This window comes from Frankia sp. CpI1-P, assembly GCF_001421075.1.
Lineage (GTDB): Bacteria > Actinomycetota > Actinomycetes > Frankiales > Frankiaceae > Frankia > Frankia torreyi.
Genome location: NZ_LJJX01000002.1, coordinates 259,585 through 284,071 on the forward strand (window position 1 = coordinate 259,585; position 24,487 = coordinate 284,071).

The 24,487-nt window shown below is 71.9% G+C and carries 18 protein-coding genes and 22 pseudogenes; 18 read left to right on the forward strand and 22 right to left on the reverse strand.

Annotated elements, in window-relative coordinates; all coding sequences use genetic code 11:
• Nucleotides 1-117 precede the first annotated feature (117 nt).
• Nucleotides 118-588, forward strand: a complete 471-nt coding sequence (locus tag FF86_RS02580; protein ID WP_044883724.1) for an SCP2 sterol-binding domain-containing protein — start codon at nucleotides 118-120, stop codon at nucleotides 586-588.
• Nucleotides 589-765: 177 nt separating this feature from the next.
• Complete coding sequence (locus FF86_RS02585; protein WP_044883723.1) at nucleotides 766-981, forward strand: hypothetical protein; 216 nt, start codon at nucleotides 766-768, stop codon at nucleotides 979-981.
• Between the two features lie 33 nt (nucleotides 982-1,014).
• On the opposite strand, the gene FF86_RS38840 is transcribed toward FF86_RS02585, so the two are convergent.
• The 4 genes and pseudogenes from FF86_RS38840 to FF86_RS02595 all read right to left on the reverse strand — a co-directional run.
• Nucleotides 1,015-1,201, reverse strand: a 187-nt coding sequence (locus FF86_RS38840; RefSeq protein ID WP_242418037.1) for a TerB family tellurite resistance protein, incomplete at its 5' end; no start/stop codon positions are given.
• A 1-nt stretch (nucleotide 1,202) separates the two neighbouring features.
• Nucleotides 1,203-1,636 (reverse strand): annotated as a pseudogene (locus tag FF86_RS38845) (tellurite resistance TerB family protein); the annotation flags it as partial.
• Nucleotide 1,637: 1 nt separating this feature from the next.
• A pseudogene (locus tag FF86_RS38850) lies at nucleotides 1,638-1,917 on the reverse strand (NUDIX hydrolase); the annotation flags it as partial.
• A 100-nt stretch (nucleotides 1,918-2,017) separates the two neighbouring features.
• Complete coding sequence (locus FF86_RS02595; protein ID WP_044883721.1) at nucleotides 2,018-3,118, reverse strand: GlxA family transcriptional regulator; 1,101 nt, start codon at nucleotides 3,116-3,118, stop codon at nucleotides 2,018-2,020.
• A 1,046-nt stretch (nucleotides 3,119-4,164) separates the two neighbouring features.
• On the opposite strand from FF86_RS02595, the pseudogene FF86_RS64815 reads away from it, so the two are divergent.
• From FF86_RS64815 to FF86_RS38855, 4 genes and pseudogenes are all read left to right on the forward strand, one after another.
• A pseudogene (locus FF86_RS64815) lies at nucleotides 4,165-4,269 on the forward strand (protease); the annotation flags it as partial.
• Nucleotides 4,270-4,425: 156 nt separating this feature from the next.
• Entirely contained in the window at nucleotides 4,426-4,857 is a 432-nt protein-coding gene (locus FF86_RS02605; protein WP_044883720.1) for an ester cyclase, read from the forward strand.
• Nucleotides 4,858-4,992: 135 nt separating this feature from the next.
• The coding region (locus tag FF86_RS02610; protein ID WP_242418038.1) for a neutral zinc metallopeptidase at nucleotides 4,993-5,708 on the forward strand (716 nt) is incomplete at its 3' end.
• A 1-nt stretch (nucleotide 5,709) separates the two neighbouring features.
• Nucleotides 5,710-5,883 (forward strand): annotated as a pseudogene (locus tag FF86_RS38855) (neutral zinc metallopeptidase); the annotation flags it as partial.
• A 35-nt stretch (nucleotides 5,884-5,918) separates the two neighbouring features.
• Here FF86_RS38855 and FF86_RS38860 read toward each other — a convergent pair.
• Nucleotides 5,919-6,296: pseudogene (locus FF86_RS38860) on the reverse strand (transcriptional regulator); the annotation flags it as partial.
• Nucleotide 6,297: 1 nt separating this feature from the next.
• Nucleotides 6,298-6,776 (reverse strand): annotated as a pseudogene (locus FF86_RS38865) (helix-turn-helix domain-containing protein); the annotation flags it as partial.
• Between the two features lie 67 nt (nucleotides 6,777-6,843).
• Here FF86_RS38865 and FF86_RS64820 point away from each other — a divergent pair.
• Nucleotides 6,844-6,968 (forward strand): annotated as a pseudogene (locus FF86_RS64820) (short-chain dehydrogenase); the annotation flags it as partial.
• Between the two features lies 1 nt (nucleotide 6,969).
• Nucleotides 6,970-7,617 (forward strand): annotated as a pseudogene (locus FF86_RS02620) (SDR family NAD(P)-dependent oxidoreductase); the annotation flags it as partial.
• A gap of 83 nt (nucleotides 7,618-7,700) precedes the next feature.
• On the opposite strand, the gene FF86_RS02625 reads toward FF86_RS02620, so the two are convergent.
• On the reverse strand, nucleotides 7,701-8,314 hold a 614-nt coding region (locus FF86_RS02625; RefSeq protein ID WP_396229736.1), incomplete at its 5' end, for an O-methyltransferase.
• 306 nt (nucleotides 8,315-8,620) lie between these two features.
• Here FF86_RS02625 and FF86_RS02630 point away from each other — a divergent pair.
• The 3 genes and pseudogenes from FF86_RS02630 to FF86_RS02635 form a co-directional block, all read left to right on the forward strand.
• Nucleotides 8,621-9,467: LysR family transcriptional regulator (locus tag FF86_RS02630; protein ID WP_242418039.1), on the forward strand; the 847-nt coding region annotated here is incomplete at its 3' end.
• A 1-nt stretch (nucleotide 9,468) separates the two neighbouring features.
• A pseudogene (locus tag FF86_RS38875) lies at nucleotides 9,469-9,643 on the forward strand (LysR family transcriptional regulator); the annotation flags it as partial.
• Between the two features lie 181 nt (nucleotides 9,644-9,824).
• Nucleotides 9,825-10,136, forward strand: a pseudogene (locus tag FF86_RS02635) (SAM-dependent methyltransferase); the annotation flags it as partial.
• A gap of 193 nt (nucleotides 10,137-10,329) precedes the next feature.
• Here the strand turns inward: FF86_RS02635 and FF86_RS02640 are convergent.
• On the reverse strand, nucleotides 10,330-10,653 hold the full coding sequence (locus FF86_RS02640; protein ID WP_044883715.1) for a type II toxin-antitoxin system PemK/MazF family toxin: 324 nt from the start codon (nucleotides 10,651-10,653) through the stop codon (nucleotides 10,330-10,332).
• Nucleotides 10,650-10,919 carry a hypothetical protein gene (locus FF86_RS02645; protein WP_011606673.1) on the reverse strand — a complete coding sequence of 90 codons (270 nt, stop codon included), beginning with the start codon at nucleotides 10,917-10,919 and terminating at the stop codon, nucleotides 10,650-10,652. The genes FF86_RS02640 and FF86_RS02645 overlap by 4 nt, the downstream gene beginning before the upstream one ends.
• Nucleotides 10,920-10,981: 62 nt before the next feature.
• Here FF86_RS02645 and FF86_RS02650 point away from each other — a divergent pair, with 62 nt between their 5' ends.
• Entirely contained in the window at nucleotides 10,982-11,491 is a 510-nt protein-coding gene (locus FF86_RS02650; RefSeq protein WP_082121674.1) for an SAM-dependent methyltransferase, read from the forward strand.
• A 94-nt stretch (nucleotides 11,492-11,585) separates the two neighbouring features.
• On the opposite strand, the gene FF86_RS02655 is transcribed toward FF86_RS02650, so the two are convergent.
• Entirely contained in the window at nucleotides 11,586-12,239 is a 654-nt protein-coding gene (locus FF86_RS02655; RefSeq protein WP_055863983.1) for a nitroreductase family protein, read from the reverse strand.
• A gap of 178 nt (nucleotides 12,240-12,417) precedes the next feature.
• Between FF86_RS02655 and FF86_RS61755 the strand changes: the two genes are divergently transcribed.
• Together FF86_RS61755 and FF86_RS02660 are read left to right on the forward strand one after the other, a co-directional pair.
• The coding region (locus FF86_RS61755; protein WP_255355684.1) for a hypothetical protein at nucleotides 12,418-12,469 on the forward strand (52 nt) is incomplete at its 3' end.
• 1 nt (nucleotide 12,470) lies between these two features.
• Nucleotides 12,471-13,152 (forward strand): annotated as a pseudogene (locus FF86_RS02660) (IclR family transcriptional regulator); the annotation flags it as partial.
• Nucleotides 13,153-13,410: 258 nt separating this feature from the next.
• Here the strand turns inward: FF86_RS02660 and FF86_RS02665 are convergent.
• From FF86_RS02665 to FF86_RS64825, 3 genes and pseudogenes are all read right to left on the reverse strand, one after another.
• Complete coding sequence (locus FF86_RS02665) at nucleotides 13,411-13,650, reverse strand: hypothetical protein (RefSeq protein ID WP_044883712.1); 240 nt, start codon at nucleotides 13,648-13,650, stop codon at nucleotides 13,411-13,413.
• Between the two features lie 339 nt (nucleotides 13,651-13,989).
• Nucleotides 13,990-14,718, reverse strand: a pseudogene (locus tag FF86_RS02670) (NAD(P)H-binding protein); the annotation flags it as partial.
• A gap of 1 nt (nucleotide 14,719) precedes the next feature.
• Nucleotides 14,720-14,860 (reverse strand): annotated as a pseudogene (locus FF86_RS64825) (NmrA family transcriptional regulator); the annotation flags it as partial.
• A gap of 195 nt (nucleotides 14,861-15,055) precedes the next feature.
• Here FF86_RS64825 and FF86_RS02675 point away from each other — a divergent pair.
• Nucleotides 15,056-15,708: LysR family transcriptional regulator (locus tag FF86_RS02675; RefSeq protein ID WP_242418040.1), on the forward strand; the 653-nt coding region annotated here is incomplete at its 3' end.
• Between the two features lies 1 nt (nucleotide 15,709).
• Nucleotides 15,710-16,036: pseudogene (locus FF86_RS38885) on the forward strand (LysR family transcriptional regulator); the annotation flags it as partial.
• A 145-nt stretch (nucleotides 16,037-16,181) separates the two neighbouring features.
• Here FF86_RS38885 and FF86_RS38890 read toward each other — a convergent pair.
• The 7 genes and pseudogenes from FF86_RS38890 to FF86_RS34090 all read right to left on the reverse strand — a co-directional run.
• Nucleotides 16,182-16,821, reverse strand: a pseudogene (locus tag FF86_RS38890) (helicase-associated domain-containing protein); the annotation flags it as partial.
• Between the two features lie 2 nt (nucleotides 16,822-16,823).
• Nucleotides 16,824-18,567 (reverse strand): annotated as a pseudogene (locus tag FF86_RS63925) (hypothetical protein); the annotation flags it as partial.
• A 172-nt stretch (nucleotides 18,568-18,739) separates the two neighbouring features.
• Nucleotides 18,740-19,555: pseudogene (locus tag FF86_RS02685) on the reverse strand (hypothetical protein); the annotation flags it as partial.
• A gap of 1 nt (nucleotide 19,556) precedes the next feature.
• Nucleotides 19,557-19,633 (reverse strand): annotated as a pseudogene (locus FF86_RS64830) (hypothetical protein); the annotation flags it as partial.
• Nucleotides 19,634-20,018: 385 nt separating this feature from the next.
• A pseudogene (locus FF86_RS38900) lies at nucleotides 20,019-20,621 on the reverse strand (CocE/NonD family hydrolase C-terminal non-catalytic domain-containing protein); the annotation flags it as partial.
• Nucleotide 20,622: 1 nt separating this feature from the next.
• Nucleotides 20,623-21,565: pseudogene (locus FF86_RS38905) on the reverse strand (CocE/NonD family hydrolase); the annotation flags it as partial.
• Between the two features lie 1,002 nt (nucleotides 21,566-22,567).
• Nucleotides 22,568-22,729 carry a hypothetical protein gene (locus FF86_RS34090; RefSeq protein ID WP_157866921.1) on the reverse strand — a complete coding sequence of 54 codons (162 nt, stop codon included), beginning with the start codon at nucleotides 22,727-22,729 and terminating at the stop codon, nucleotides 22,568-22,570.
• Nucleotides 22,730-22,925: 196 nt separating this feature from the next.
• Here FF86_RS34090 and FF86_RS38910 point away from each other — a divergent pair.
• Both FF86_RS38910 and FF86_RS02700 read left to right on the forward strand, forming a co-directional pair.
• Nucleotides 22,926-23,059, forward strand: a pseudogene (locus FF86_RS38910) (RNA helicase domain-containing protein); the annotation flags it as partial.
• A gap of 1 nt (nucleotide 23,060) precedes the next feature.
• Nucleotides 23,061-23,537: pseudogene (locus tag FF86_RS02700) on the forward strand (AAA family ATPase); the annotation flags it as partial.
• A gap of 72 nt (nucleotides 23,538-23,609) precedes the next feature.
• Here the strand turns inward: FF86_RS02700 and FF86_RS02705 are convergent.
• Both FF86_RS02705 and FF86_RS02710 read right to left on the reverse strand, forming a co-directional pair.
• Entirely contained in the window at nucleotides 23,610-23,960 is a 351-nt protein-coding gene (locus FF86_RS02705; protein WP_052680951.1) for a hypothetical protein, read from the reverse strand.
• Nucleotides 23,957-24,487, reverse strand: a 531-nt coding sequence (locus FF86_RS02710) for an EndoU domain-containing protein (RefSeq protein WP_206778884.1), incomplete at its 5' end; no start/stop codon positions are given. The genes FF86_RS02705 and FF86_RS02710, both read right to left, overlap by 4 nt.

The window sequence follows — 24,487 nt, forward strand, 5'->3', positions numbered from 1 at the left end:
CCCGGCGCGGGGTGCCCGATCGGGCGCCCCGGGCGACGAATGCCACCGCGGGGTTCGCTAGCGTGCTCGTGCCGCGCCCGTCGCCTGGCGGGCCGCCCGTCAACGAATGGAGTGGCCATGTCCGACCTCGCCGTCGACCCCACGGCCGACCCGGCCAAGATCGTCAGCGGTCTGTCCACCCTGTCGGAGCGGGAGATCTCCGATCTGCTGGGTGGCCCGGCCGGGGAGGGCGTCCTTGACGAGATCTTCCGCCAGATGCGCGACACGTTCCGGCCCGAGCAGGCGCAGGGTGAGAACGCGCTGGTCCGCTTCGCGCTCACCGGCGGCCCGGGGGGCAGCACCCGCACCTACGAACTGCGCGTCGTCGACGGCGCCTGCACGCTCGCGACCGAGCCGCCGGCCGGCTCGGGCACGGCGCCGGCCGACCGTGCGCTGACCATCACCACCGACCGGGTCCGCTTCGTTCGGGTGCTCACCGGCCAGGCCAGCGGCGCCAAGCTGTTCCTCACCCGGAAAATCAAGATTGACGGCGACCTGAAGTTCGGCGGCAAGGTGATGGGGTGGTTCGGGATCAAGCAGGACGACTGAGCCGGCGTGCGCCCGGCGCCGCCCGGCTCGCGGTGACGCACTCCGTGTACGGAACGCATTACTGTCGGTTGACGATGGTGGCGGGTCGGGTGGTTCCGGTCGGTGGGCGCGCGGCCGGTGGACGCGGTCGGGTGGGCGCGGTCGGGTGGGCGCGGTCGGGTGGGCGCGGGAGGGTGAATGGTGCGGCTGGTGCTCGACGGCCGGGCGTATGACCTGCCGGCCGGGACCGACGCGGCCGCGCTCCGTCGACGCGCCGAGGAGGTGATGAGCGGCCGGGCCGGCAACGTCGGGCTCGACCAGATCACCCTCGCGGACGGCGACGTCCTGGCGGTGAACTGGCGCGCGGTCGGCACGGTCCGCGTCATCGAGGCGGGCTCGGAGGACGACGCCTGACCGGCGGCCGGACGCCGGACGCCGGACGCCGGGTCAGAGGGCGAACTCGGCCGGCTCCAGCCCGAGGGCGAGCGCCGCCTCCCGCACGACCGCCCGCTCGCTGGCGACGAACTCCCCGTCGACCAGGCCGATGACCTGTCCGATCCGCACGACGGCGACGGCCTGCGCCACCCGGCCGCGCACCTTGGCGATCTCGGCCAGCGCCGCGTGGCGGCCGGCTNCGAAGTCCGCGGTCAGCCGATCGAGGTGTGCCTCGAACAGCCGCACCGTGTCCTGCTCAGGGAACTGGGACAGCACCGGGTCGGTGGCGGCGAAGCCGCGCACCCCCTCCCGCTCGGTCGGGTCGATGTGTCCGTCGGCGGCGGTGACCAGCGCACACATCGCCACCGCCGCGTCGCGGAAGGCCAGCGTCCGCAGCTCCTCGCGGCGGGCGAAGAGCTGCGACCGCAGCGAGGCCAGCGACGGCAGCCGCCGGTTGGCCCCGGCGGGGTCCAGCCCGCGCCACAGCGGCCAGCCCTCGGCCAGCCAGCGGCGCACGACCTCGGCCATGGACAGCGGGCGTAGCCGCGTCGCGAGCAGGACGTCGATGTTCACCGGGACGAGGGTGTGCTCCCCCCAGCGGGATGGGGTCGGGATGTCGGTCGGCCAGACCCCGNCGAACAGCACGCTGAGCACATGGTCCGTCGCGGATTCCGGAGAACGGCCGGTGATGGAGCCGTCGTGCTCGACCGCGCCGACGAACTGCCGGGAGACGACCCGCGGCCCGGCGAGCCGCCCCACCTGCCGCTCGAGTGCGTCGTCGGTGCTCTCGCCGCTGACCACCGGGCCACCGGGGAGCACGTGCCAGACATCGTCCGGCGGTCGTGCCAGCAGCACCCGGTCGTCGATCCGCAGCAACAGCCGGACATCGAGCCGAACGGCGGCCTGGACTGGCATACCGACTCCCCTCCCGAAGACGCACGGCACAAGGTGGGTCACTCGCTGACGGCATCATCCCCCAGGCGGGCCGATGACCCGACCCGACGGTTCGGCTGCGTCACCGTGCACTGTGAGGTGTCCGGCTCCGGTGGCCCATCGGTGTGGGCGCGTCCGCGACGAGGACCGCCGACCGGGCCATGCCCGTCACCGCCGTTCCGGCTGTTCCGGCCGTTCCGGCGCTTCTGGCCGCCTCGACCGTCCTGGCGCTCGGGGCCGGGGTGCCGCCGCCGAAGGTCCGCCGGTAGGCCCGCGGGCTCGTCCCGACCAGCCGGCGGAACTGCTCCCGGAAGGCGGCCGGCGAGCCGAACCCGACCTGCGCGGCGATGGCCTCCACCGGATGGCAGGTGGTCTCCAGCAGGTACTGGGCCCGGCGCAGCCGCGAGCGCTGCAACCAGGCCACCGGCGTCAACCCCGTCTGTTCGCGGAAGCGGCGGTTGAGCGTGCGAGTGCTGACCATCGCGTGCGCCGCGATGTCGGCGAGGGTGAGCTCGCGGTGGACGTTCGCCGTCAGCCAGTGCAGCAGCGGTTCCAGCTCGGTGCCGTCGGGCGGCGGCTGCTCGCGGGCGATGAACTGCGCCTGCCCGCCGTCGCGTTGGAGCGGCATGACGGACATCCGGGCGGTCTCGGCGGCGACGGCCGTGCCGTGGTCGCGGCGCACCATGTGCAGGCACAGGTCCATCCCGGCGGCGGCGCCGGCCGAGGTCAGGATCTGCCCGTTGTCGATGAACAGGACGTTCGGGTCGACGTCGACGGCGGGATGGCGCCGCGCGAGCTCCGCCGCGGCGATCCAGTGGGTGGTGGCGCGCAGCCCGTCGAGCAGGCCCGCCGCGGCGAGGACGAAGGCGCCGGCGCAGATCGAGGCGAGCCGCGCCCCACCCGCCGCGGCGGTCCGCAGCGCGTCGAGTACCTCGACGTCCGGCTCCGTCGCGGGGTCGTCGCAACCCGGCACGATGACGGTGTCCGCCGCGGTCAGCGCGTCGAGCCGCCAGGGAGCGCGCAGGGCGAACGCGCCGGTCGTCACCTCCGCGTTCGCGGCGCAGAGCCGCACCTCGTAGGCCGGGCGGCCGTCCGCCAGGCGGGTGCGACCGAAGATGTCCAGCGGTGTCGCGAGGTCGGACGGGACGACGTCGTCCATCGCGAGGACGGCCACCACGTGCATAGCGGCCAACCTAACCCGGTCCCGCGACGCCCGTCCGCCCGCTTCCTGGGCCGCCGACGGGAGCCCGCGGCGGCTCGACGGGCCCGTCCCGGTCCGATGGGCCGAGGCCGGGCGCGAGGTCGGGGGTTCGGGCGAGCCCGATGGTGGCGCACGGATCATTTCCGTCGTCCAGCGGGCGTTTTAGCAGCATTTGAGCTGTTTGTGCTGGTAGGAGGCCTGGGGGGCGCGGACGGGCGGGTCCGCGGCCGCCGGCACCGGCGGGGGTTGGCGAGAAGGCGGCGATATCTGGCAATCCTGCCGACGTGCCGGCGTCCCGGGGGTCGTAGCGTCGACGTCGTACCGTCCGACCCTTCTCCCGGCTCCGCGATGTCCGCGGCTCGGTGATCCCCGCGGCTTAGCGATCCCCGCGGCTTGGTGATCTCCGTGGCTTCGCGGGCGGGCGGTGCCCGTTCCGGCGAGGTGTTGCGTGAACTGCTTGCTGTGCTCTCGGCCGCCGCGGCCGGCGCCCGAGGCGTCCCGCGGGGCGAAAGCGTGACCAAGTTCCTGCTCAGCGTGCACGTCCTTGCCGCGATCGTCGCGATCGGACCGGTCACGGTGGCGGCGAGCATGTTCCCACCGGCCGCCCGCGCGGCGTTGGCCCGGCCCGGCGACGAGCACTCCGCCGGGATCGCGCGGGTGCTGTACCGGATCTGCGGGATCTACTCGGCGCTCGGCCTGCTCGTGGTCGTGTTCGGGTTCTTCACCGCGCAGAGCCTCGACGTGCTCGGCCAGACCTGGCTCATGGTCGCGATCGCGCTGACCGGCCTCGCCGCGCTCGTGCTCGCGTTCGCGATCCTGCCCGCGCAGCGCAACCTCATCGACGAGATCACCGCCGCCTCGGCCGCCCGCGTCGCCGGCAGCGGAGCCGGCACCGACACCGACACCGACACCGGCAGCGGCGAGGCCTCGCCCGGGGGCGCGCCCGCCGCCGGGGCCGTCTCGGCGATGGACCTGCCGACCGCCGACATGCCGACCACCAGCCTGCCCGCCTCCCGCGTGGCGGCGGNCCTGGACAGCGGCGCGGCGACCGGCAACGGCATCGCGCTCGCCCGCACCAAGCGCCTCGCGATGACCGCAGGCATCTTCAACCTGCTCTGGGCCACCGTCACCGTNCTGATGATCCTCCGCCCCGGCTCGACCACCGGCGTCTGACCGCCGTCCGTCGCCGCCTGTCGGTCGCGGGATCCGGTGAATCCGTCGTCGCGCGGCCGTGTCCGATGGGATGATTCCGCCTCGGTGAGGTCGCGGCGACGCAGCGGGAGGGCCGGATGGGGGAGGCACTGGACACGGTCAAGCGGGCGCTGGACGCCTTCGACGCCGGTGACGAGGCTGCGGTCCACGCGCTGCTCGACGACGACCTCGTCGTCGAGGCCCCCGGTGGGGTGCGCATCTGCGGGCGCGACGCCGCCGCCGGGTACAGCGCCGCGTTCCTCGCCGCGTTCGGCGACGCGGACGTCGACACGCACATCCTCGCCGAGCAGGGCGAGCTCGTCGTCGAGGAGTACACCCTCACCGCCACGCACACCGGGATCCTGCGCGACGCCGACGGCACCGAGCACCCCCCGACCGGGCGGCGCGTCACCCTGCGGGTCGTCGAGGTCTACCGCGTCCAGCACGGCCTGATCACCGAGAACCGCCTCTACTTCGACCAGACCCTGCTGGCCCGCCAGCTCGACGCCGCCGACCAGCCACCCCGCTGACGGCACCGGCCCACCGGCCGCCGCACGCCGCACACCGCGGGTCGATGTTCGACGGCTGACCGGCACGGACATACTGCCTTGCGGAACCCGGCGAACCGGACAGGTCCGCGATCGGGACAGGGCGAAGGGCGGGACATGCAGTTCGACGACGACTCGGTGGACGCCTCCGAGCTGGAGGACCAGCGCGGGGGTGGGGGGCTCGGCCGGGGACTCGCGGTCGGTGGCGGCGGGGCCGGCATCCTCGGCGTGGTGATCTACCTGCTCGTCGCGGTCCTCGGCGGCGGCGGGTCGGGCTCGGCCGGGTCGCCGCTGTCACAGCCCGGCGGCGGCACGTCCGGCGGCGGCACGTCCGGCGACGTCGCCCGGCGCTGCAACACCGCCGGGGCGATCGACCAGTACGACGACTGCTTCGTCCTCAAGGCGTTCAACGAGATCAACGAGGTGTGGGGCGCCCAGTTCGCCCGCAGCGGCCAGACCTACACCAAGCCGCGGCTGGTCTACTTCTCCCAGTCGGTGCGCACCGGCTGCGGCACGGCGTCGTCGCAGGTCGGGCCGTTCTACTGCCCGCCGGACCGCAAGGTGTACATCGACCTGGGCTTCCTCGACCAGCTCCAGCGCAACTACGGCGCCCAGGGCCGCTACGCGCAGGCGTACATCGTCGCCCACGAGGTCGGCCACCACCTGCAGACGCTCACCGGCACCGAGGCGCGCGTCCGCCAGGCCCAGCAGGCCGACCCGTCCCGGGAGAACCCGCTCAGCGTCCAGCTCGAACTGCAGGCCGACTGCTACGCCGGGGTGTGGAGCACGTTGGCGAACAACGCGGGCAACGTCACCATCGGCGAGGCCGACCTNGACGAGGCCCTCGGCGCCGCCCAGGCCGTCGGCGACGACCGCATCCAGGCCCAGGCCGGCCAGGTCAACCCGGAGACCTGGACCCACGGCTCCGCCCAGCAGCGCAAGAACTCGTTCCTCACCGGCTACCGCGGCGCCACCCTGGCCTCCTGCGGCACCGTCCCCCACGCCTGAGCGGATGCGACGTCATCGAGTACGCCCGCCGACCGCTACCGCGGGGTACTGCCTACGGTCATCGCCTCGGTGCCGATGACGTTGAGGAGCCTGAGTCGGTCGGCGGCCTCGCTACCGGGGGCGGCGGTGTAGGCGACGATGCGCAGGTCTCCGCCGGGAGCGGTGAGCACGTCGCAGTCGAGGGCGAGCACGCCGACGGTGGGGTGGTGGACGGTCTTGGTGACCGCCTCGTGGACGCCGACGACTCCGGCGTCCCACATCTGCGCGAAGGTGATGCTGACGTCCCGTAGGTCCCTGATCAGGGCGCGCAGGCCGGCATCGTCGGGGTAGCGGGCGGCCGCCGCCCGCAGATCGCCGACCATGGCCGCCCTGAACCGGGTCTCCTGCTCGGGGGTGTGGCTGATCCGGCTCGGNGGACCGGTGAAATGCAGCCAGACGATGTTGCGCTCCCGTCCGCGCAGCGCGGACGGGTCCCCGAGCAGGGCGGCCCACAACGGGTTCCACAGGATCAGGTTCCAGGCGGCGTCCCACACGCTCAGCGGCGCGCCGTCGAGCTGGTCGAGCAGCCGTCGGACCCCAGGCGGGATGTGCGCCGACACCTGCCCGGGACCCGGCGCCCACTGGCCCGCGAGCAGGTACAGATGCTCGCGTTCGGCCGCCGACAGGCGCAGCGCGCGGGCGAGGGCGGACAGCACCTGCGCGGACGGGGAGGTCGCCCGGCCCTGCTCCAGGCGGACGAGGTAGTCCACCGACAGGCCGGCGAGCTGCGCCACTTCCTCGCGGCGCAGCCCGGCAGCCCGACGTACTCCGCCGGCGGGCAGCCCCACCGTGGCCGGAGCCATGCGGTCGCGCCAGCCACGCAGCGCCCGGCCCAGTTCCCTGGATCCGCTCACGTTTCCCAGTATCCGCCGGCGGTGCCCGAACAGCCTGGTACTGCTAGTCCACCGGCAACGATGGGCACTGGCTGCCCGTCCGGGGTACGGGCGAGGGTGGAAGCGACACCAGCCCGCCGATCACCGGAGTCGATCACCCATGACCACCACCCTGATCACCGGAGCGAACAAGGGCCTCGGCTTCGAGACCGCNCGCCGCCTGACCGAGGCCGGGCACACCGTCTACGTCGGGGCGCGCGACGCGGACCGCGGCCGGGAGGCGGCCGGGCGGCTCGGCGCCCGCTTCGTGCAGCTCGACGTCACCGACGAGGATTCCGTCGAGGCTGCGGCCAAGACCGTCCGCGCGGAGGCCGGCGGCCTCGATGTTCTGGTCAACAACGCCGGGATCGTGGGCGCGCGCAAGCTCGGCCGGCTCGGCGAGGTCACCGCGGCCGACATGCTGGCCACGTACGACACGAACGTCTTCGGCGTCGTGCGGGTCACGCGGGCCTTCCTGCCGCTGTTGGCGGACAGCGACGCCCCGGTCGTCGTCAACGTCGGCAGCGGTCTCGGCTCGCTGGCGGCCACCAGCGACCCCAGCCGGATCGAGTCCCAGGTGACGGGGCTGGACTACCACTCCTCCAAGACCGCGCTGGTCATGATCACCTCGCAGTACGCCAAGGCGTTCCCCGCCATCCGGTTCAACACCGTCGACCCCGGCTACACCGCCACCGACCTCAACGGCCACCAGGGCACCCAGACCGTCGAGGAGGGCGCGGAGGTCATCGTCCGCCTGGCGACGATCGGCGCCGACGGCCCGACCGGCGGCTACTTCGACAGGACCGGCCCGGCCGCCTGGTGACGGGCCGGTCAGTAGTGGCTGGCGGGGCCAGTGGTGGCTGGCGCGGCCAGTGGCGGATGGCGAGGCAGTGGCGCAGGGCGGGATCAGTGGCGCAGGGCGAGGTCGAGGCCGTCGTCGAGGGGGATCTCGACGCCTGTGTAGCCGTTGCCGGGGGTGTGGACGTAGTCGAGGTAGTCGCGGGTCTCCGCGGGGAACAGGGTGACGTCGTCGGCGACGATGAGGGCGCCGGGGGCGAGCCGGGGTTCGAGCAGGCGCAGCAGCGGCAGGTAGAGCTGGTTCCAGCCGTCGAGGAGCAGCAGGTCGATGGGTCCGGGCAGTTCGCGCAGGGTCTCGAACGCGTCCCCCGTCCGGATCTCGACGAATGCGTCCAGGCCGGCCTCGGCGAGGTTCCCGGCCGCCGCCTTCGCCTTCGTGGCCGACAGCTCGGTGGTGATGATCCGGCCGGCGCCGTTGTCCCGCGCGGCCGCCGCGAGATGAATCGCCGAGATGCCGTAGGACGTGCCGAACTCGACGGTCAGCGCCGGCCGGTTCGCGCGGGCGAGCAGGTAGAGCAGCGTGCCGACCTCCCGGGACACCGGCATGTAGACGTCGGCGGCGAGCTCGGCCAGCTCCACCGCGGTGAAGTCCCCGATGGTCCGGTCGGGCCCCACCGTCGATCGGAAAGCGTCGAGGGTGATGGCGTCGTTCTCGGCGGCGGNGAACGAGCGGTCGAGGACCGCGCTGACGGCTTCGTCCTGCAGGAAAATGGGCATGCGGAAGCAATCCCTTTCGAGGTGCGGTGGGATTCGAGGTGCGGGTGGGCGGTGGGCGGTGGGATGTGGAGGTGGGATGAGCTGGGTCGGTCCATGCCGCGCTTGCCCGGAGCCCAGAACGGCTGGATGGATCGGCCGTCACGGCAGCTCTTCGACGGTTTACGTAACATCGCGATAGGTCGTTAGGGCTGAGCGTAGGACGACGACGATCTGCCTTCAAATGCAACTANGGCAATGCGAGGATGCATGCCATGCATTCCGCCGCCGACCTTCCCGCCGCCACCGGACGCGACGGAAGGCCGATACATCCCGTGCTCCTCCCGGCCGCCGCGCCCGGCGAATCCGCCGAGGCCCGCCCGCTCGCCGGCGTTGATCTCAACCTGCTGGTCACCCTGGACGCGCTGCTGGCCGAGCGGAGCGTGAGCGGCGCGGCGCGGCGCCTGCACCTCACCGAGCCGGCGGTGAGCCGGGCGTTGGGACGCATCCGCAAGGCCACCGGTGACCCGATCCTCGTGCGCGCCGGCAACGCCATGGTCCCGACCCCGCGCGCCCTGGAGATCCACGCCGAGGTGCACGCCCTCGTCCAGCGCGCCCACGCCGTGTTCGCGCCGGTGGGGGCGCCGGACCTCGCCACCCTGGACCGGACCTTCACCATCCTCGGCAGCGACATGCTCGTCGCCGCGATCGGCGTGGACCTGCTCGACCGGCTGGCCCGCCAGGCCCCCCGCGTGCGCCTGCGCTTCCTGCCGGAGCCGACGCCGTCGGCGGACCCCCTGCGCGACGGCACCGCCGATCTGGAGATCGGCCAGATCGACTCCACCGCACCGGAGATCCGCGTCGAGACCCTCGGCGAGGATTCGGCCATCGCCGTGGTCCGCGCCGGACACCCGCTCACCGAGCGTCCGCTGACCCCGCAGCGTCTCGCGGCCGCCCGGCACGTCGTCGCCTCGCGCCGCGGCCGGCTCCATGGGCCGATCGACGACGCGCTGGCGACCCTCGGCCTGCGCCGCGCGGTCGTCGCCTCCGTTCCGTCACATACCGTTGCGCTGGCGCTCGTCGCGCAGAGCGATCTCGTGGGCGTGGCGCCGCGGCGGCTCGNCCGGGACAGGCTCGCCGCGCTTGGCCTCGTGCCCCTCGATCTCGGCCTGGACCTGCCGTCCCTGTCCCTGTGCCTGGCCTGGCATCCCCGCTTCGACGCCGACGCCTCCCACCGCTGGCTGCGCGCCCAGGTCCGCGACGTCATCCGCGGATCAATAACTCAGAGTGAATTCTAGGTCGGCCCCACCTCTGGGGGTCNTGTCTTCGATGACCCCTGAAAACACTGCGGGATAAGGTTTTCGGGCTCGGTTCTTCGAGTCGGACGCGCCGGTGGGGGTTGATGCGGTGAGTAATGCTGGACGGTGGGCCGCAGGGTCCGAGGGATCAGCCGTCGACGCCGGGCGCCGGAGCGACCCGGTGGATCTGCGCGTCGACCAGCCTCATGTGGCCCGGATGTACGACTACTACCTCGGCGGGAAGGACAACTTCCCGGCCGACCGCGAGGCCGCCGAGCAGGCCATCGCCGCCTTCCCGAACGCGCCGCTCGCCGCCCGCCAGAACCGCGCGTTCCTCGTCAGGGCCGCCCGCTACCTCGCCACCGAGGTGGGCATCCGGCAGTTCCTCGACGTCGGGACCGGCATCCCGACCTCGCCGAACCTGCACGAGGTCGTGCAGGGCATCGCCCCCGATGCCCGGGTCGTCTACGCGGACAACGACCCGACCGCCCTCGTACCGCTCTCAGGGTTCTGACCTGCATCTTTTTGGTGATCGGGCCGTATCCGGGTCCGTACCCGGGTTGCGCATTCCGCGCGGCTCGGCCGGGGGGCGGTAAGCACCGCTCGACAGGTCTGTCAGCTGTGTCGGACCTCCGTCTTCACCCGGTCGCGCGGGGAGGTCGATGTACGGGAGCCAGACGATGCGCTCAGCGCAGCAGGCCGAGGTAGCGCGAGAGGGTGTGCTCGACCTGGGCCATGTCGTCGCGGGAGAGGTAGTCCACGAGTTCACCCGTGACATAGGAGCTGTCGATGGTGCGGATCTGGTCGATCAGGATCCTGGTCGACCGTCCCGTAATGATCACCTCTGGTCTGAAGGTGGACGCCTGTGCGCTGGTCGACGTGGGCACGATCGTGACCGTGGACCACGCGTTCTGCTCCATGCTCAGGACGAGGCCGAGTCGACGTCCCCGCTGTTCATACCCGCGCTTGGCGTCGCCGAGGTCCACCGGGTACACGGCGCCGCGGATCACGGGTGGTCCTGGGACCTGGCTGGTACCGCGAGGTTCGTACCTGTGATCACGATGTTGCCGTTGGTGTCGTACTCCCATGCATCGGGCTCGGCGGACAGGTCCTCATTCCGCAGCCGGTGCATGTCCTCGCGGGCACGCACCTCCCACGCCTCCCGGTCCAGCAGTCGCAGGGCGCGCCGGATGACGTCGCTGGTCTTCTCGTCCTGGCGACGGTTGGCCTCAACGATCCGGAGGTCCTCTTCGGTGGGGCGGAATCCGACACTCATGACTCCACTGTACAACAAACGTACAACATCCGAAGGGGTCGGTGGACGCGTAGGGCAGGGGCATGTGTATCCCGGGGCTGGTACCCATCGTGCTCACGCACGCCCGCGCGCTGCTGACCAGCACGCCCCAGGGCCGGACCGCCTACCTCCACGCCGACCTGCACGACCCGGCGAGCATCCTCGACTCCGCGGAGCTGCGCTCGACGTTCGACCTGACCCGGCCGGTCGCGCTCTCCCTGATCGCGATCTTCCACTTCTTCCCCGACGACCACGACCCGCACGGCATCGTGCGCCGCCTCGTGGACGGCCTGCCCTCCGGCAGCCACGTCGTCATCACCCACTCGACCGCCGACTACGACCAGGGGGTGGCGCGGCTCGTCCAGACCTACCTGGACCGCGGCATCCCCGCCGCGGCCCGCAGCCGCGCCGAGGTCGAGTCCCTGTTCGTCGGCCTGGAGCCGGTCGAGCCCGGCGTCCAGCTCCTGCATCGTTGGCGCCCCGACGCCGACGTCCCACCCGAGCTCACCGACGCCCAGGTCAGCGGCTACGGCGGCATCGCCCGCAAGCCGTAGCCACCGGCTTCTCCCCGGGCTCTGCGGCCACCACCTGCCACCGCGGCCACCATCTGCCACCGCGGCCACCACCTGCCACCGCGGCCACCACCTGCTACCAGTGATTGCGGTGCAGCACCTGGTCGAGGGGGGCGCGGGAAGCCGGTCGGAAGTCGGTGCCGAGGGTGTAGGCGAGGGGGATGAACGCGGCCAGCATCACCTGGTCGTACGGGACTCCCAGCACCTCGGCCATCTCACGTTCGAGGGGCGCCTGCGCGGTCGTCCACACCGTGCCCAACCCCCGCGCGCGAGCGGCGAGCATGAAGCTCCACACGGCTGGCAGGATCGAGCCCCAGGTCATCGACTGGGCGAGGACGGACGCGTCGTCGGTCCGTCCCTCCACACAGGGGACGACGAGCGCGGGTACCCGGTGGATGTTGTCGTAGAGGTGCCGGAAGCCGCTGCTGATCCTGGCCAACGACGTCGGGTGGGCGTTCATCCGCTCGACGTCGTGCCGCGTCAGCGGGCTGGCCTGCGGGTCGGCTGCGGCGACGGCCCGCCGGAAGACATCCGCGAGCGCCCGGCGTCGTTCGGAGTCGGTGACCACGACGAAGTGCCATCGTTGCCGGTTGCGGCCCGTCGGTGCCTGCACGGCGAGCTCGACGCATTCCTGGATGAGCTCCCACGGCACCGGCCGGGACAGGTCGAGCCGGTGGCGCACCGCCCGAGTGGTGGACAACAGCTCGTCCGACGACAGGTCCAGCAGCATGCTCGTGCCTCCCAGGGCCTGGTGCGGATCGGGGCTTCCACAGGTTGCCCGGCGGCGGCGCCAGGGCGGTAGCGTCCGGTTTCATCAGGTGAAAGCGGCGCGGCGACGGGCGCGTGTGCAGAGCCGTGATGCGATCACGCGACGCCGGGGGATGGTGCGGCGTCCGGAAGGCGGTGGCATGTCGGCGGTGGGAAGGGCACTGTCCGTCCTGGACGTGTTCGACGGGGCGGNCTGCCTGCGGCTGACGACGATCGCGGCGCGGACCGGTCTTCCGGTGCCGACGGCGCTGCGGCTCGTGCGGGAACTCGTGGCGTGGGGAGGACTGGAACGCCAGGCGGACGGGTCGTACCGGCTGGGGACCCGGCTGTGGGTGCTGGGCGGCCAGGTCCCGTGCCAGCGTCGGCTGGCCGAAGCCGGGCGCCCCTACCTGCGTGGACTGCGGACGGCGACGGGCCGGCCCGTCGCGCTCACCTGCCTCGACGGCGACCGGCTGCTCGTCGTCGACGAACTGGGCGAGGCGGTGGCTGCGGGCTCGCACCTGCCGCTGCACGCGACGGCGGCGGGCAAGCTCCTGCTGGCCCACGGCCCGGACGCCCTGCGCCGGCAGGTCCTCGGCAACCTGGTGCGGATCACCCCCTACACCGTCACCGCACCAGGGCTGCTCCTGCGCCAGTTCGCCGATATCCGCGGCGGCTCACCGGCGACCACCAGGGAGGAACGGCGCCTCGGGGAGTGCGAGGTGGCCGCCCCGGTGGGTCCGATGGGCGAGGCCGGTCCCGCCGCGGCGCTCTTCCTGACCGCGCCGTCCACCCCGGCCGCGCGCCGCGCCGCCCCCCTGCTCGCCGCGACAGCCGCCGCCCTCACCGCCCACCTCACCCCACCCGACTCGATCGCCGAGGCGCGCCTCACCTGATCCCACCGATCGCCCCGACCACTGGAGAGGTCATCGATGCGCGGATAATTGATCCGCCACCTGTCGGCGGTTCTGCGGAACCGCCGGGGCAGCGCGGCGGGAGGCTTCTACCGCTTGGCCGGGTTGGCCGCGATCTAGCCTACCGTCGCCTGCGAGCCGGGGGNAGGCTGGCGCGACGGTGGCGTCCTCGGTCGGCGTGGCGTTCCCGGTCGGCGTGGCGTTCCGGGTCGGCGTGGCATTCTCGGTTCCACAAGGTCGTCAGGCGGGATCGACCAGCGGGGTGTCCTGGTCCGGGCGCCCGCGGCGACGTCGAGTCCGGTTCCATTCCTCGACCGTCGAGCGCCGCCAGCGTGGCCTGCGACGATTCGCCGGGCGATCGGAGTCGGGGTCGTCGGCGGCCGGGGCGTCTCCGCTCGCGACATTGGCCCGCCAGGATGACGGAGTGATCCTGAGGTGGTTGGCCACCTCGAGGACGGTCATCAGGGGGTCGGAATCCATCGGCCCATCATCTTGGCCGAGATGCAGCGGCGCGCCATGGCGCAGATCACTCATCCTGACCCGATGCGCGTGACGCAGCGCACCGTGCTCGGAAAGCGAAACCTGCGGATGAAGTGTCCCGGGAGGTGAGGGGCGTACGACGGCCTCGATTCATCGGATCGTCGGGAGGTCGACGGCGGTCGGACCGTGATCGAGGACAAGCTGGTCGAGCACGCATGGGCCGTCCGATTGTGCCACTCGCCGGCCACGTTGTTGGCCGTGGCGAAGTCGAGGGTGTCGTTGCGGAGGCAGCATCAGGGCGTGCTCGGGCGAGACCAGAGCTCACTNAGGCGAGGACGNCTGGCTTGAGAACTTCCTCGCACCATTGGCGGAAGGTGGTGGGGGTGGTGAATTCGGGGGTTCGGGGCTCGGCGTTGTCGAGGCCGTTGTCCTTGGCTGTCAACATGTCGAGCATGGCCTGCGCTATCGCGTCGGACATTCCGTGTTCGATCAGCGTCGCCCTGAAGGCGTCGCCGGGGATCTGCTGGTAGCGGATCGGGCGTTCGAGCACCTCGGACATGATTGCCGCCAGGTCGTTCTGGGAGAGGTCCTCGGGGCCGAGCACCGGGACGTCGTCCTGCCCCGTCCAGGAGTCGTCGAGCAGCAGACGGGCGGCGACGGCGGCGATATCGCGGGTGGCGCAGGTCGGGTGCTTGCGGTCGCCGGACAGCGTCGAGAAGAATGTTCCCTGGTTCCTGATCGCCTCGACCTGGTTGAGCATGTTGTCCATGAAGCCGGGCATCGCCAGCGACCGGTAGTGCACGCCGGTGCTCGCAATCAGGTCGTCCATCGCCAGGGCCGCCGTCACCAGTCCGGCGTTGCGGCCCAGGGCCACCCCACGGCCGAGGGCCGAGACGCCGACCACCCGGCTGACCCCGTGCTTCTCGATGGCCTCACATGCCGGCCGGGTGAAGTCGAGATAGGCAGCCTCGACGCTCACGGCCTGGGGGTTCGGGGGAGCCAGCCAGAACACCGCGTCGGCGCCCGCGAACGCCTGGGTGACGACGTCGGCGTCGCTGTGCGAACCCGNCACGACCTCGACGCGCTCGCGGGTGTGTGCGGGCAGGCGGGAGGGGTCGCGTGCGATGACGCGGAGGGGCTGGCCGCTGGTCAGGAGGGTGCCGAGGAGTTGCCGGCCGATCTGACCGGTGGGAGTGGTGACGATGATCAAGAGGGGCTCCAAGGGGCTGCGCCCGGACAACGGTGAGGTGCGCGCCGTTGTGCCTGCGGGACGGGTAGATGGCCTGCTCGGCGACGGCGTGCGCGGGATGTGTGGGCCCGCGCGTCGGCGTCGGCATGACCCAGTCAAGCCGGCGCGGCGCCGGAGCTGAAGGACCGATCCGCACCGGATTGATACCGTGCGGATATGAGTGAGCTGGAGGTTCGGCAGCTTCGGTACTTCGTGGCCGTCGCGGAGGAGCTGCATTTCGGGCGTGCGGCCGAGCGGCTGGGCATGGCGCAGCCACCGCTGTCCCGGGCGATCCGCGACCTGGAGCGTCACCTGGGCGTGCGGTTGCTCGAGCGGACGACGCGTCAGGTAGCGCTCACCCCGGCGGGGGAGGTCTTCCTGCACGACGCCCGGACCGCACTCGACGCGGTCACCGCGGCCGCCCGGCGGGCCCGGCACGCCGGGCAGCCGACGCCGAGCCTGCGCGTCGCGCTCAAGGCCGATTTCGACGCCGGGCTGCTCCCGCGGATCCTCGCCGCCTTCCAGCGCGAGGACGCGGCCCTCCCGGTGGAGCTGCTGCTCGGCGGCCGTGGCGACCAGGTGCCCGCCCTGCACGACGGCCGGGCGGACATCGCGCTGCTGCCCACCCCGTTCGACAACCACGATCTCGACGTCGAGCCGCTGCTGACCGAGCCCCGCCTGCTCGCGCTGGCGGCCGACGATCCGCTGGCCGCCCGCTCCTCCCTGTGCCTGGCCGACCTGGCCGGCCGATCGCTGCCCGACGGCACACCCGCCGACCGCGACGGCCGTCCGCCCACGACCGCGCGGACCCAGAACGGCCGCGAGCAGTCNCCCTCCCCGCCCCGGGGACGGGTCGTTGAGGCCCAGCCGACTCCCCTGGACCTGGCGAAGATCTTCAACCTGATCGAGCTGGGCAGCATCATCATGTTCCTGCCCGTCTCGGTCGCCTCCCGGCACCGCCGGCTCGGCATCGCCTACCGGAACGTCGGCGATCTTCCCCCGACCACACTCGTCCTGGCCTGGCCGCAGGACTCCCGCTCGCCGGCCGTCGCCGCCTTCGTTCGTGCGGCCACCGCCGTCGCGAAGGCCGCCCAGGCGGACGCCCAGACGGATCAGGACCAGACGGATCAGGAGGCGCCGCAGCGAGCGATGATGTGATCCTTTGCCGTGGGTCAGCCGGCGGGGGAGATGGACTGGATGTTGGCGATGGCGAATTCGCGGTCGTCGTTGCGGAGGTGGCACCAGGCGTCGAGCCAGCGGCCGAACATGGCGTTGATGGTGATGCGGCGGACGGTGNGCTTGNCGTTCTTGTCGCGGTAGGCGATCACCACGTCGCCGCGGGACTCGACGGCCTCGGCGAGCAGGGCGAGTTCGCCGTCGTTGAGGCGGTCGTTGAGGCCGGCGAGCTCGCGGACCAGGGGGCTCGGCGGGGGCACGCCCTCGTCGGCGTCGGTGAGCAGGCGCGTGACGAGCTCCTCCGGCGTCACCCTCCGGGGTGCGCCGCCGGCGCCTCGGGTCCGGCCGCTACCGGCGGGAGGCGGCGAGGCGGATTTCTGGTGGCGCGTCAGCGGCCCGGACGATGCGCGGCCGGACGACGGGACGATGACGGTGCCGGTGGCGTCCTCGGCGACGGGGTAGAAGCCGGCGCGGCGCAGTTCGGCCAGGACGGTGTCCAGGTCCTCGGGGCTGGACAGGACGGTCGGGGCGAGCCGGGCCAGGTGCAGCTTGGCGAGGACGCGGGTGTGCAGCAGCTCGGTGGTCGTCGGCTCGTCGCCGAGGATGGCGCTGCGCAGGCCGCGGACCCGGACGTGGCCGTGGCGGCGGGCGACGTCGGCGACGAGGTATTCCAGGGCCTGGGGCGGCGTGTGGTCGGCCATGGCGCGCAGCGCGTCGAGCAGCTCGTCGGCGGTCCATCCGGCGTCCAACGCCGCGCGGACGGACGCNNGGGTGAACCGCCAGGTCCCGGCGGCGCCGCGGGATTCGGGTTCGGCGGCGGCGCGCAGCACCTGGGCCATCGTCGCGGTCGGTGGGCCGGAGACGACGGCGGTGAGGTCGGACTGGAGGATCAGGCTGGGTCTGGACTCGGGCAGCAACTCGGCGCAGCGGTCGCCGAGGGCGGTCGCGGCCGTGGTGATCGCCGCGGTGAGGGCGCGGTACGACGGGAAGGCGGCGGCGGGGCCGGCGAGGTCGGCCAGGTCGGCGGCGCTGGTCCGCAGCGCCTCGCCCAGCTCGGACAGGACGTCGACCGCCACGACGCCGAGCAGCTCGGCCTCGCGGATCGTCGCTGCCATCACGGCCGCCCGCAGGGGGTCGGGGTAGCCGTCCAGCGGGAAGAACCAGTCGATGTTCTCGGCGGTCAGCCGCACCGACCGACCGCCGTCGGCGGCGCGCAGCAAGGTCCCGCGCAGCAGGCCGGCTTCGGATTCGATCGGCAGCGGCGGGGCGATGTCCCGCTCGTCGTCGAGCTCCCGGCCCGACGGGGCATGCTCCTGGACGTACCAGGCCAGCGCGAGCGGGGCCCACTGCCGGCTCGGCGTGGCCTCCCGCCAGGCGGTGAACCCCGGTCCCGGCACGTAGCCGGCGTCGTCGTGGATCAGCAGGCCCGCGGTCGCCGTCAGGTCGATCCACACCGGCAGGTCCGCCGGCGGCAGCGACAACCGCTTGGCCAGCCGTAGCCGTTCCCGTCCGCCGATCCCGCCGCGCTTGAGCGCCGCGATCGGCACGGTCGCCGCCTCGTCGAGCAGCGCCGCGACGGTGCGGACGGCGTCCTGCGCCGCCGCCTGCGCACTCGATCGCACCCCGGCCGGATCCACCGCCGGTCGGGGGACGTCCGGCGGGCCGGTCAGCGTGCCGCGGTGCTCGGTGATCCAGACGGCGACGGCAACCTCGCGGGGCAGCTCCGCCAGACCCCGGACCGGCAGCATCAGGCCGGCGTGGATCAGGGCCCGCACGGCGGCCGGCCCGGCGCGCTGCTCCCGCTCGGCCAGCATGAGGACGAAGGGGAGGTCGTTGTTGACCGCCGATCCCAGGTCCGTCAGCAGCTCCCGCGCCGGCGCCGGGAGCGCGGCGACGAGGACCGCCACCCGCACGGAATCGGCCAGCAGTCGGGCGAACAGCGCGACGAGTTCGGGCTTGCGCAGCCCGGTCGGGTCCTCGCCGAGCGCGCGCACCGCCGTCCGCACGTCCTCGACCAGCGCGGCGCTCGCGAGCTGCGTCGCGGTGTCAATCTCGGCGAACGGCTCCGACCAGTGGCTGTGCAGCGGCGCCGGGAGGCGGATGGCCGGCTCGCCGAGGATGCTCTCGCCGCCTTCGCCGCCTTCGCCGCCTTCGCCGCCTTCGCCGCCGGTCGCCGCCGGGACGGGCCAGGCCAGACCGCGGGCGAACAGACCGTCCACCACCGCGTGCATGGCGTCGCGGGGCACGCCCAGCAACGTCGCGAGGCGGTCGGCGGTCACCGGGCCCGGCAGCAGGGCGACCGCCACGCCCACCTGCAGACTGTCCCGGTCGAGCTCGGTGAGCGCCCGGCTCAGCGAGCGGGCGTCGGTCAGCCGCTGGGCGAGCTGCTCGAAACCGCGGGGCAGCGGCTCGACCAGCACGTCGGGGCGGGCGCGCAGCACGGCACCCAGCTTCACCGGATCGAGACCGGCGAGATGCGTGGCGAAGGAAGGCGTGGAGGACATCGAAACCATTGTCACCGCTGTGCCGGACGCGCCCTCCGCCAGTCCGTGAGCGTTCACACAGGGACAACAGTAACCGGGGAGTGGGTAGGACGAGCCNGGGCGACGTGGTCGCCACATCGCCGAGGTCGTGATGCAGGCGCACCGCCGGACGACGCCTCGCCGTCACCGCTCGGGATGCCTACTACCGAAGGTGATCATTGGATGGCGGGGCCACGGAGGGTGGCTCGGGGTCCGGCCAGGTGAGATTGGCCAGCTCGGCGATCTCGGCGGAGGGGATGCCGTGCCGGCCGGCCAGCTCGCCGATCGGCACCCCGCCCTGATACTGCCGCACGATCGTCTCGACGTCCGCCCCCGGGCCGCCGCGGGCGAAGAACGGCCGGCCGCCGGAGATCCCGCTGTCGACGATCACGTCCGCCGTCGAGTACCCGGGTAGTCGGATCCGGCGGGTGTAGCCGTCCTCGCCATAGTCCACGTGGGCGGCCACTCGGGCGACGAGGAGCGCGAACTCCGACTCGTCGGCTGGTAGAGCGGCCGGTGGCACCGGCAGGTCTCGCGCGGATGGTGATGGCGGCGCGGTTGGCGGGATTGATGGGATTGATGGGATTGGCGGGATTGATGGGGTCGACGGGGCGGGCGCGGTCACGGCCTGGACGATCTCCGGGGCGGCGTCCTCGTGCTGGGCGTAGGCGCGCAGCACGGCGAGCGCATCGGTGACGAACGCCCTGGTGGCCAGGGGGTGCGCGCCGCCCAGGCTCTTCCGAACGATGGACAGTGCCCCGTGGGCGTGGATCTGCGGCAGCGATGTCCCCTGCCGGACGGCCGCGTACACCACGGCCTCGGCGAGGCCGATGAACGGGATGCGCGGCTCCGGCGGGGAGGGGCGGCGAAGTGAGGTGACGATCGGTGGCGGATTGTTGCTCATCGTGCCGATCTGCTTGCCGATCCGTGCCCGGCCGACCGTCCACATCGCGGCGCGATGCAGGTCGTCCGGGTCGAGNCCGACGTGGCGGGCCGTCTGGGCGCGCGTGTAGACCGCATGGGTGAACCGGGCGTCGAGGACAACGTCGGAGCTCATGGGCGGACGTCTCCGAACCGGTGGGTGGTGGCAGTGGCGGCAGTGGTGGCGGCGGGCGCAGCCGCCGAGCCTAGCCGCCGGTGGGCCCGCGCCCCACCGATCCGTACCGCGATGCCGGGCCGGCCGCCGAACGCCGTTCGGTCGCCGTCGTCGTCGCGGACGGATCGGGCCCGTGCGGCGTCCACCGCACGGGCCCGGCCATCGCCCCGGCCCTGACTCAGGCGAATGTTCCGCGGAACAGGAGGGTTATTCCGCGTCGGGCAGGTCGGCGAGGGGGAGCTCCAGGTAGGAGGCGGCCCCGTCCGGGGAGGCGAACTCGACCTGNNCGCCGTCGACGGTGGCGTCGGCGAACAGGCGGTCCTTGGTGNCGATCACGAGGGCGAGNTGGTGGCCGGCGGCGATGCGGTAGTCCGCGGGCTGGAGCTGGACGTCGATCGCACGCGCCTCGCCCTCCCGCTCGTTGAGCAGCGTGTACGGCGCACTGGTGATGATCTTGCCCTTGGCGCGGCCCGGGTCCACGTCGAACAGGTGGGTCACGATCGTCGCCGTCGCCGCGGACGGGCGGATCGTCAGGTGCAGCCGGACGTTGCCGGTGAGCTGGCTCTGCGCGACCAGCGGCTCGGTCACCCAGACGGCCGCGTCCCGCCGCGAGATCGACGCCGTGTCGTAGATCGCGGGGGCACCGAGCCGCTCCAGGACGCCGGTCTGGACGAGCGCCTCGGCGACGTGCGCGGGGGTGTCCACGCCCGCCTGGATGGTCGTCGTCCACCCGGTGGCCGGACGCGACGCCAGGACGCCGTCGGTGGAGCCGCCCCGCGGCTGGTCGAGATAGAACCGTCGGGTCGGCTGGACGTACGACTGCCAGTCGTTGGACTTACGCAGGTCGAACAGGTTGTGCATGTACTCGGTGTGGACGTTGCCGTCCTGCCCGATGCCGTTGTCCTTGCCCCGAAGGTGATGGTCCAGCCAGCGGAAGGTCGTCGCGGTCNGCCGGCTCCAGCCGCCGAGGAAACCCAGGATCTCGTCGCCGCCGTGGTCGCCGATCTGCACCAGCAGCCGGCGCGGGCCGGTGAGCTGGTTGAAGAACTCGACGACGGCCGGCACCGAGAAGATCGTCTCGTGCCAGTAGGTGCCGAGGAAGACCGGCACCCGGCGGCTGTTGAGCCGCTCGACGTAGCTGATCGGCGAGCGGATGGCCCCGAAGTCCAGCAGGTTCTTGATGTTCTTGTTGGAGCGGAAGTCCGCGAAGATCTGCCGCGTCTCGTCGGACAGGCGGTCCTCGCCGAACAGCGCCGCGAGGGCCTCGAAGGCGGCGATGTGCCGGGTCTCGTTCTCGTACAGCGAGCGGGTGAGATCCGCCCAGGCGCTCTGCGCGGCGACGGCCTTCACCCGGTCGTCGTGCGCGGCGATGATCAGGCTCTGGCCGGCGCCGTAGGACGATCCGGCGAACGCGATCTGGTCCGGGTTCACCCGGTCGGCGTGGTTCTCCAGGATCCAGTCGATGACGGCGGAGCCGTCCGCCCGGTCCCGCGGCCCGGCGACGTCGATCTTCCCGGTGGAGTCGGCGAGACCCCGCTCGCTGTACGCGACGGCCAGATAGCCGCGGATCGCGAAGTTCACGAGCAGCCCAGGGTAGGAACGCCACCCGGTGGGAGCCAGCGGGGCCGGCAGGACGACCACCGGATGCGGCCCGGCACCGAGCGGGACGAACACGCCCGCGTCGAGCTGGACGTCCGGATCCGCGCCGGGAATCCGGACGGACGCGAACGTTCCCGCGCCCTGAAGTTGCTGGAACTTGCCGGCGGTCGCGGGCGGAAGCTCCCGGAAGTCACCGCGGTCCAGGTTCTCCAACGCCCGGATCTGGGCGTCGAGCAGGGTTCGGTCCTGGGGGGCGAAATCGAAGACCGTCGTTCGCTGGGGGCTGGTGGCCACTCGTGGAGTCTCCTTGCCGAAAGTCGGAGCAGAACAGGGCAGATCGCCCGGCGGCGTCAGGCCGTATGGTGAGGTGACGGGATTTCACCGTTGTCCGGCTGGCGGTGGTCCGTGAACCACCGCCCGGTTCGTCGCCAACCCGCCGACCCGCCGACCCGCCGACCCGCGGCGATGACGATTCCCGGTCACAGGCCCGAAGCGTAGGGCCGGCCGCGACCGTCGCCGCTGAGGCGGACACTTGATGCGTGGCGTTCGGCGACGCCGCGTTGGTCCGTCTTCGGTGGGGCCGCCGCCGGATTGGCCGTCGATGGTGGCCGCTGTTGCTTTGGATGCCCCGAATCCTGCTGCGGCCGGGACGGACAGCGGAGACCCACAACGGCCAGCCGTCGTCAGCGACAATGACACCACCTGGATGTTGCCGCCGTGGTTGTGGGCCTTCGCCGCCAGTAGTGCATTGCGCCTTCCCCCACTCCCTCAGCCATCACGGTCCGCGACTGTTATGGAGGGTGGCGAACCGTTGCAGGGAATGGCTCACTGGCAGGAGTACTACCGGGCGGGTCTGCGCGGGCGATGGACTTCGTGCCGACGAGCCAGTCCCAGAACTGTCTCGACCNGGCGCAGCGAGCCCTTCGGGTGGAGCCCGCGGCTGGATGATGCCGGACCCCGCTCGGGAACATCGTCCCGCGAGTGTGATTGATGTCGCCGTCGCGGCGGTGAACTAAAACGGGCTGTGGAGATAGTCGATGATTTCTCCTGATCAGGAGTGCCGGCAGTTATTGGACGGGACCGCCGACCGATCTTCACGGTCCAGTCGATCAGTGTACGGCCTCTTGACATGGGCACTTTCTGGTAGCACCCGGTGGGGCCCGGCTGCGCTAGTGTTCGGATCGCCATCGGGACCGCGCTTACGGCAGAATTCCGACCCCTTCCGGAATTCTTCGCCGTTTGTTCGCCAGAGATTTCTGGACGGTCTGCGGAGCGGGCTGCCGACGCCTTCGGTGATCAAATGTGCCGTCCCTCGACGGAAAGGTAATGATGGGTACAGTAGCCCTGCGCAAGATCCAGGTGGCCGTGGCGGCCGTCGGGGTACTCGTTTTCGCTTTCGGCATCGGCGGCGTCGCCTCCGGGGGACTGCCCGCCCTCACCGGTCAGCCGCAGATACACCACGGAGTCGTGCATCTCGCCAACGGGCCTGCCAGTATTGGAAACCAGCCTGCCGGTGGTACGAGCCGGCCTGCCGGTAGTACAAGCCGGCCTGGTCGGTAGGCGCGGGCGCGGCTCGCTGAGCTGATCACTGGAGTAGTGGGGTCTGCCGGTGGGCGCCCCACTGCTCCACCGCGATGCTGATACCGTTTCCCGGGTGCTGATCTGGCTCAACGGCCCCAATGGCATCGGTAAGACGCAGGTGGCCTACGAACTGCACCGCGGGTTGCCCGGATCCTTCGTCTGCGACCCGGAGCATCTCGGTTTCGCATTGCGCCGGATGCTGCCCGCNCAGTCGCGCGGCGACTTTCGCGAGATGCCATTGTGGCGGGACGGTGTCGCCCAGACGCTCCGCACTGTGCTCGATGGTTGCGGCGGCCCGGTCGTCGTACCGATGACCCTGCTCGATCCCGCGTTGCTCGCCGCGTTCGTCGACCCGTTGCGCGCCGCCGGGCACGAGGTGCGGCACGTGACGCTGCTCGCCGACAGGGCCGTCCTGCTGCGGCGCATCCGCTCCCGCGGGGAGACCGCCCGCAGCTTCGCCGCCACCCAGGCCGACCGTTCCCTGCACCTGCTGCGGGCCCCGGAATTCGCCCGCCACCTGCCCACCGACGGCCTGCCGATCGGCGCCGTCGCCGCGAACATCGCCGCCGGCGCCGGCCTGGCGTTCACCCCCGATCCCGCCGGCCCGGTCCGCCGCCGGGCCCGCCGGCTCGGCGTGCAGCTCCGCCACCTCCGCTTCGACGAGCTCGTCGGCCTACCCCGCTGACGGTTCGGCTCTTGCTGGTGGTGCGGCGGAACCGCTCGGCGGCCTACTCCGGTGACGGTTCCGCGGAACCGCTCACCCGTTGGCGTCGGGCCGGCGCCGGGAGTCGAGGAACGCCGCATAGTCGTCGAGCAGCTCCTCGAACTCCGCGATCGTGAAATACACCGACTCCCACTGCTCGTACAACGACTCCAACAACACCCGATCCCCCTCGATCTCCTGCACGGTGCCGTTCCCCAGCGCAGCGTTCAATTCGCCTGTGCGTACTTTCTGCCATCGTTGCACATATCTTGTGATATCAGCCGGGTGTGGGCCGACATCGCTCTCCAAGAAGTCGAGAACGGCGGCCTCGGTATTCCGGTCGATCGAGGGCGCGGACACCTCCAGATTCTGTTCTTCGTCGCGCTGGAACGTCCATCTGCTCATCGAGGATCCCCTGGTTCGGCCTTCTGGATCGGGAATGCGGTCCTGAGTTCTCCGCCTGGGCTGACATAGAGCTGTATCAGCACACCATCGTAGCTGTCGCGCAGCGCCTTCTTGGGAAGTTCCTCATTATTTCTGAGTCTAGGCTCGATGGTGTCGTCGTAGATCCTCTCGTAGGTTGTCTGCACGGCATCGCGCACTTTCTGCTCCGACCACTGGTTCGGGAACATGGTGTGCTCCGGAACATCCTTCCTCCTCCACTCGCCAGTGGTCGGATGGCGAAACTCGACGTCGGCATGGTAGGTGCCGTCCGGTTTCCTGTCCTCCATCGAGGTGATGCGGCGGTCAGGCGGGGGATGGCCGTCGGGGGCGCTGTGGAAGCCGACGGGGCGGCCGCGTCTGTTCCATTCACCGTGCAGGATGTGCTGGAACACCTTCTCGCTGATCTCGGGCCGGACGGGGGTGTCCGCGGGGCGGGTGGGCGGTCCGTCCGGCAATCGAGACGGCGGGTCTCGCGGCGATGGGGCCTG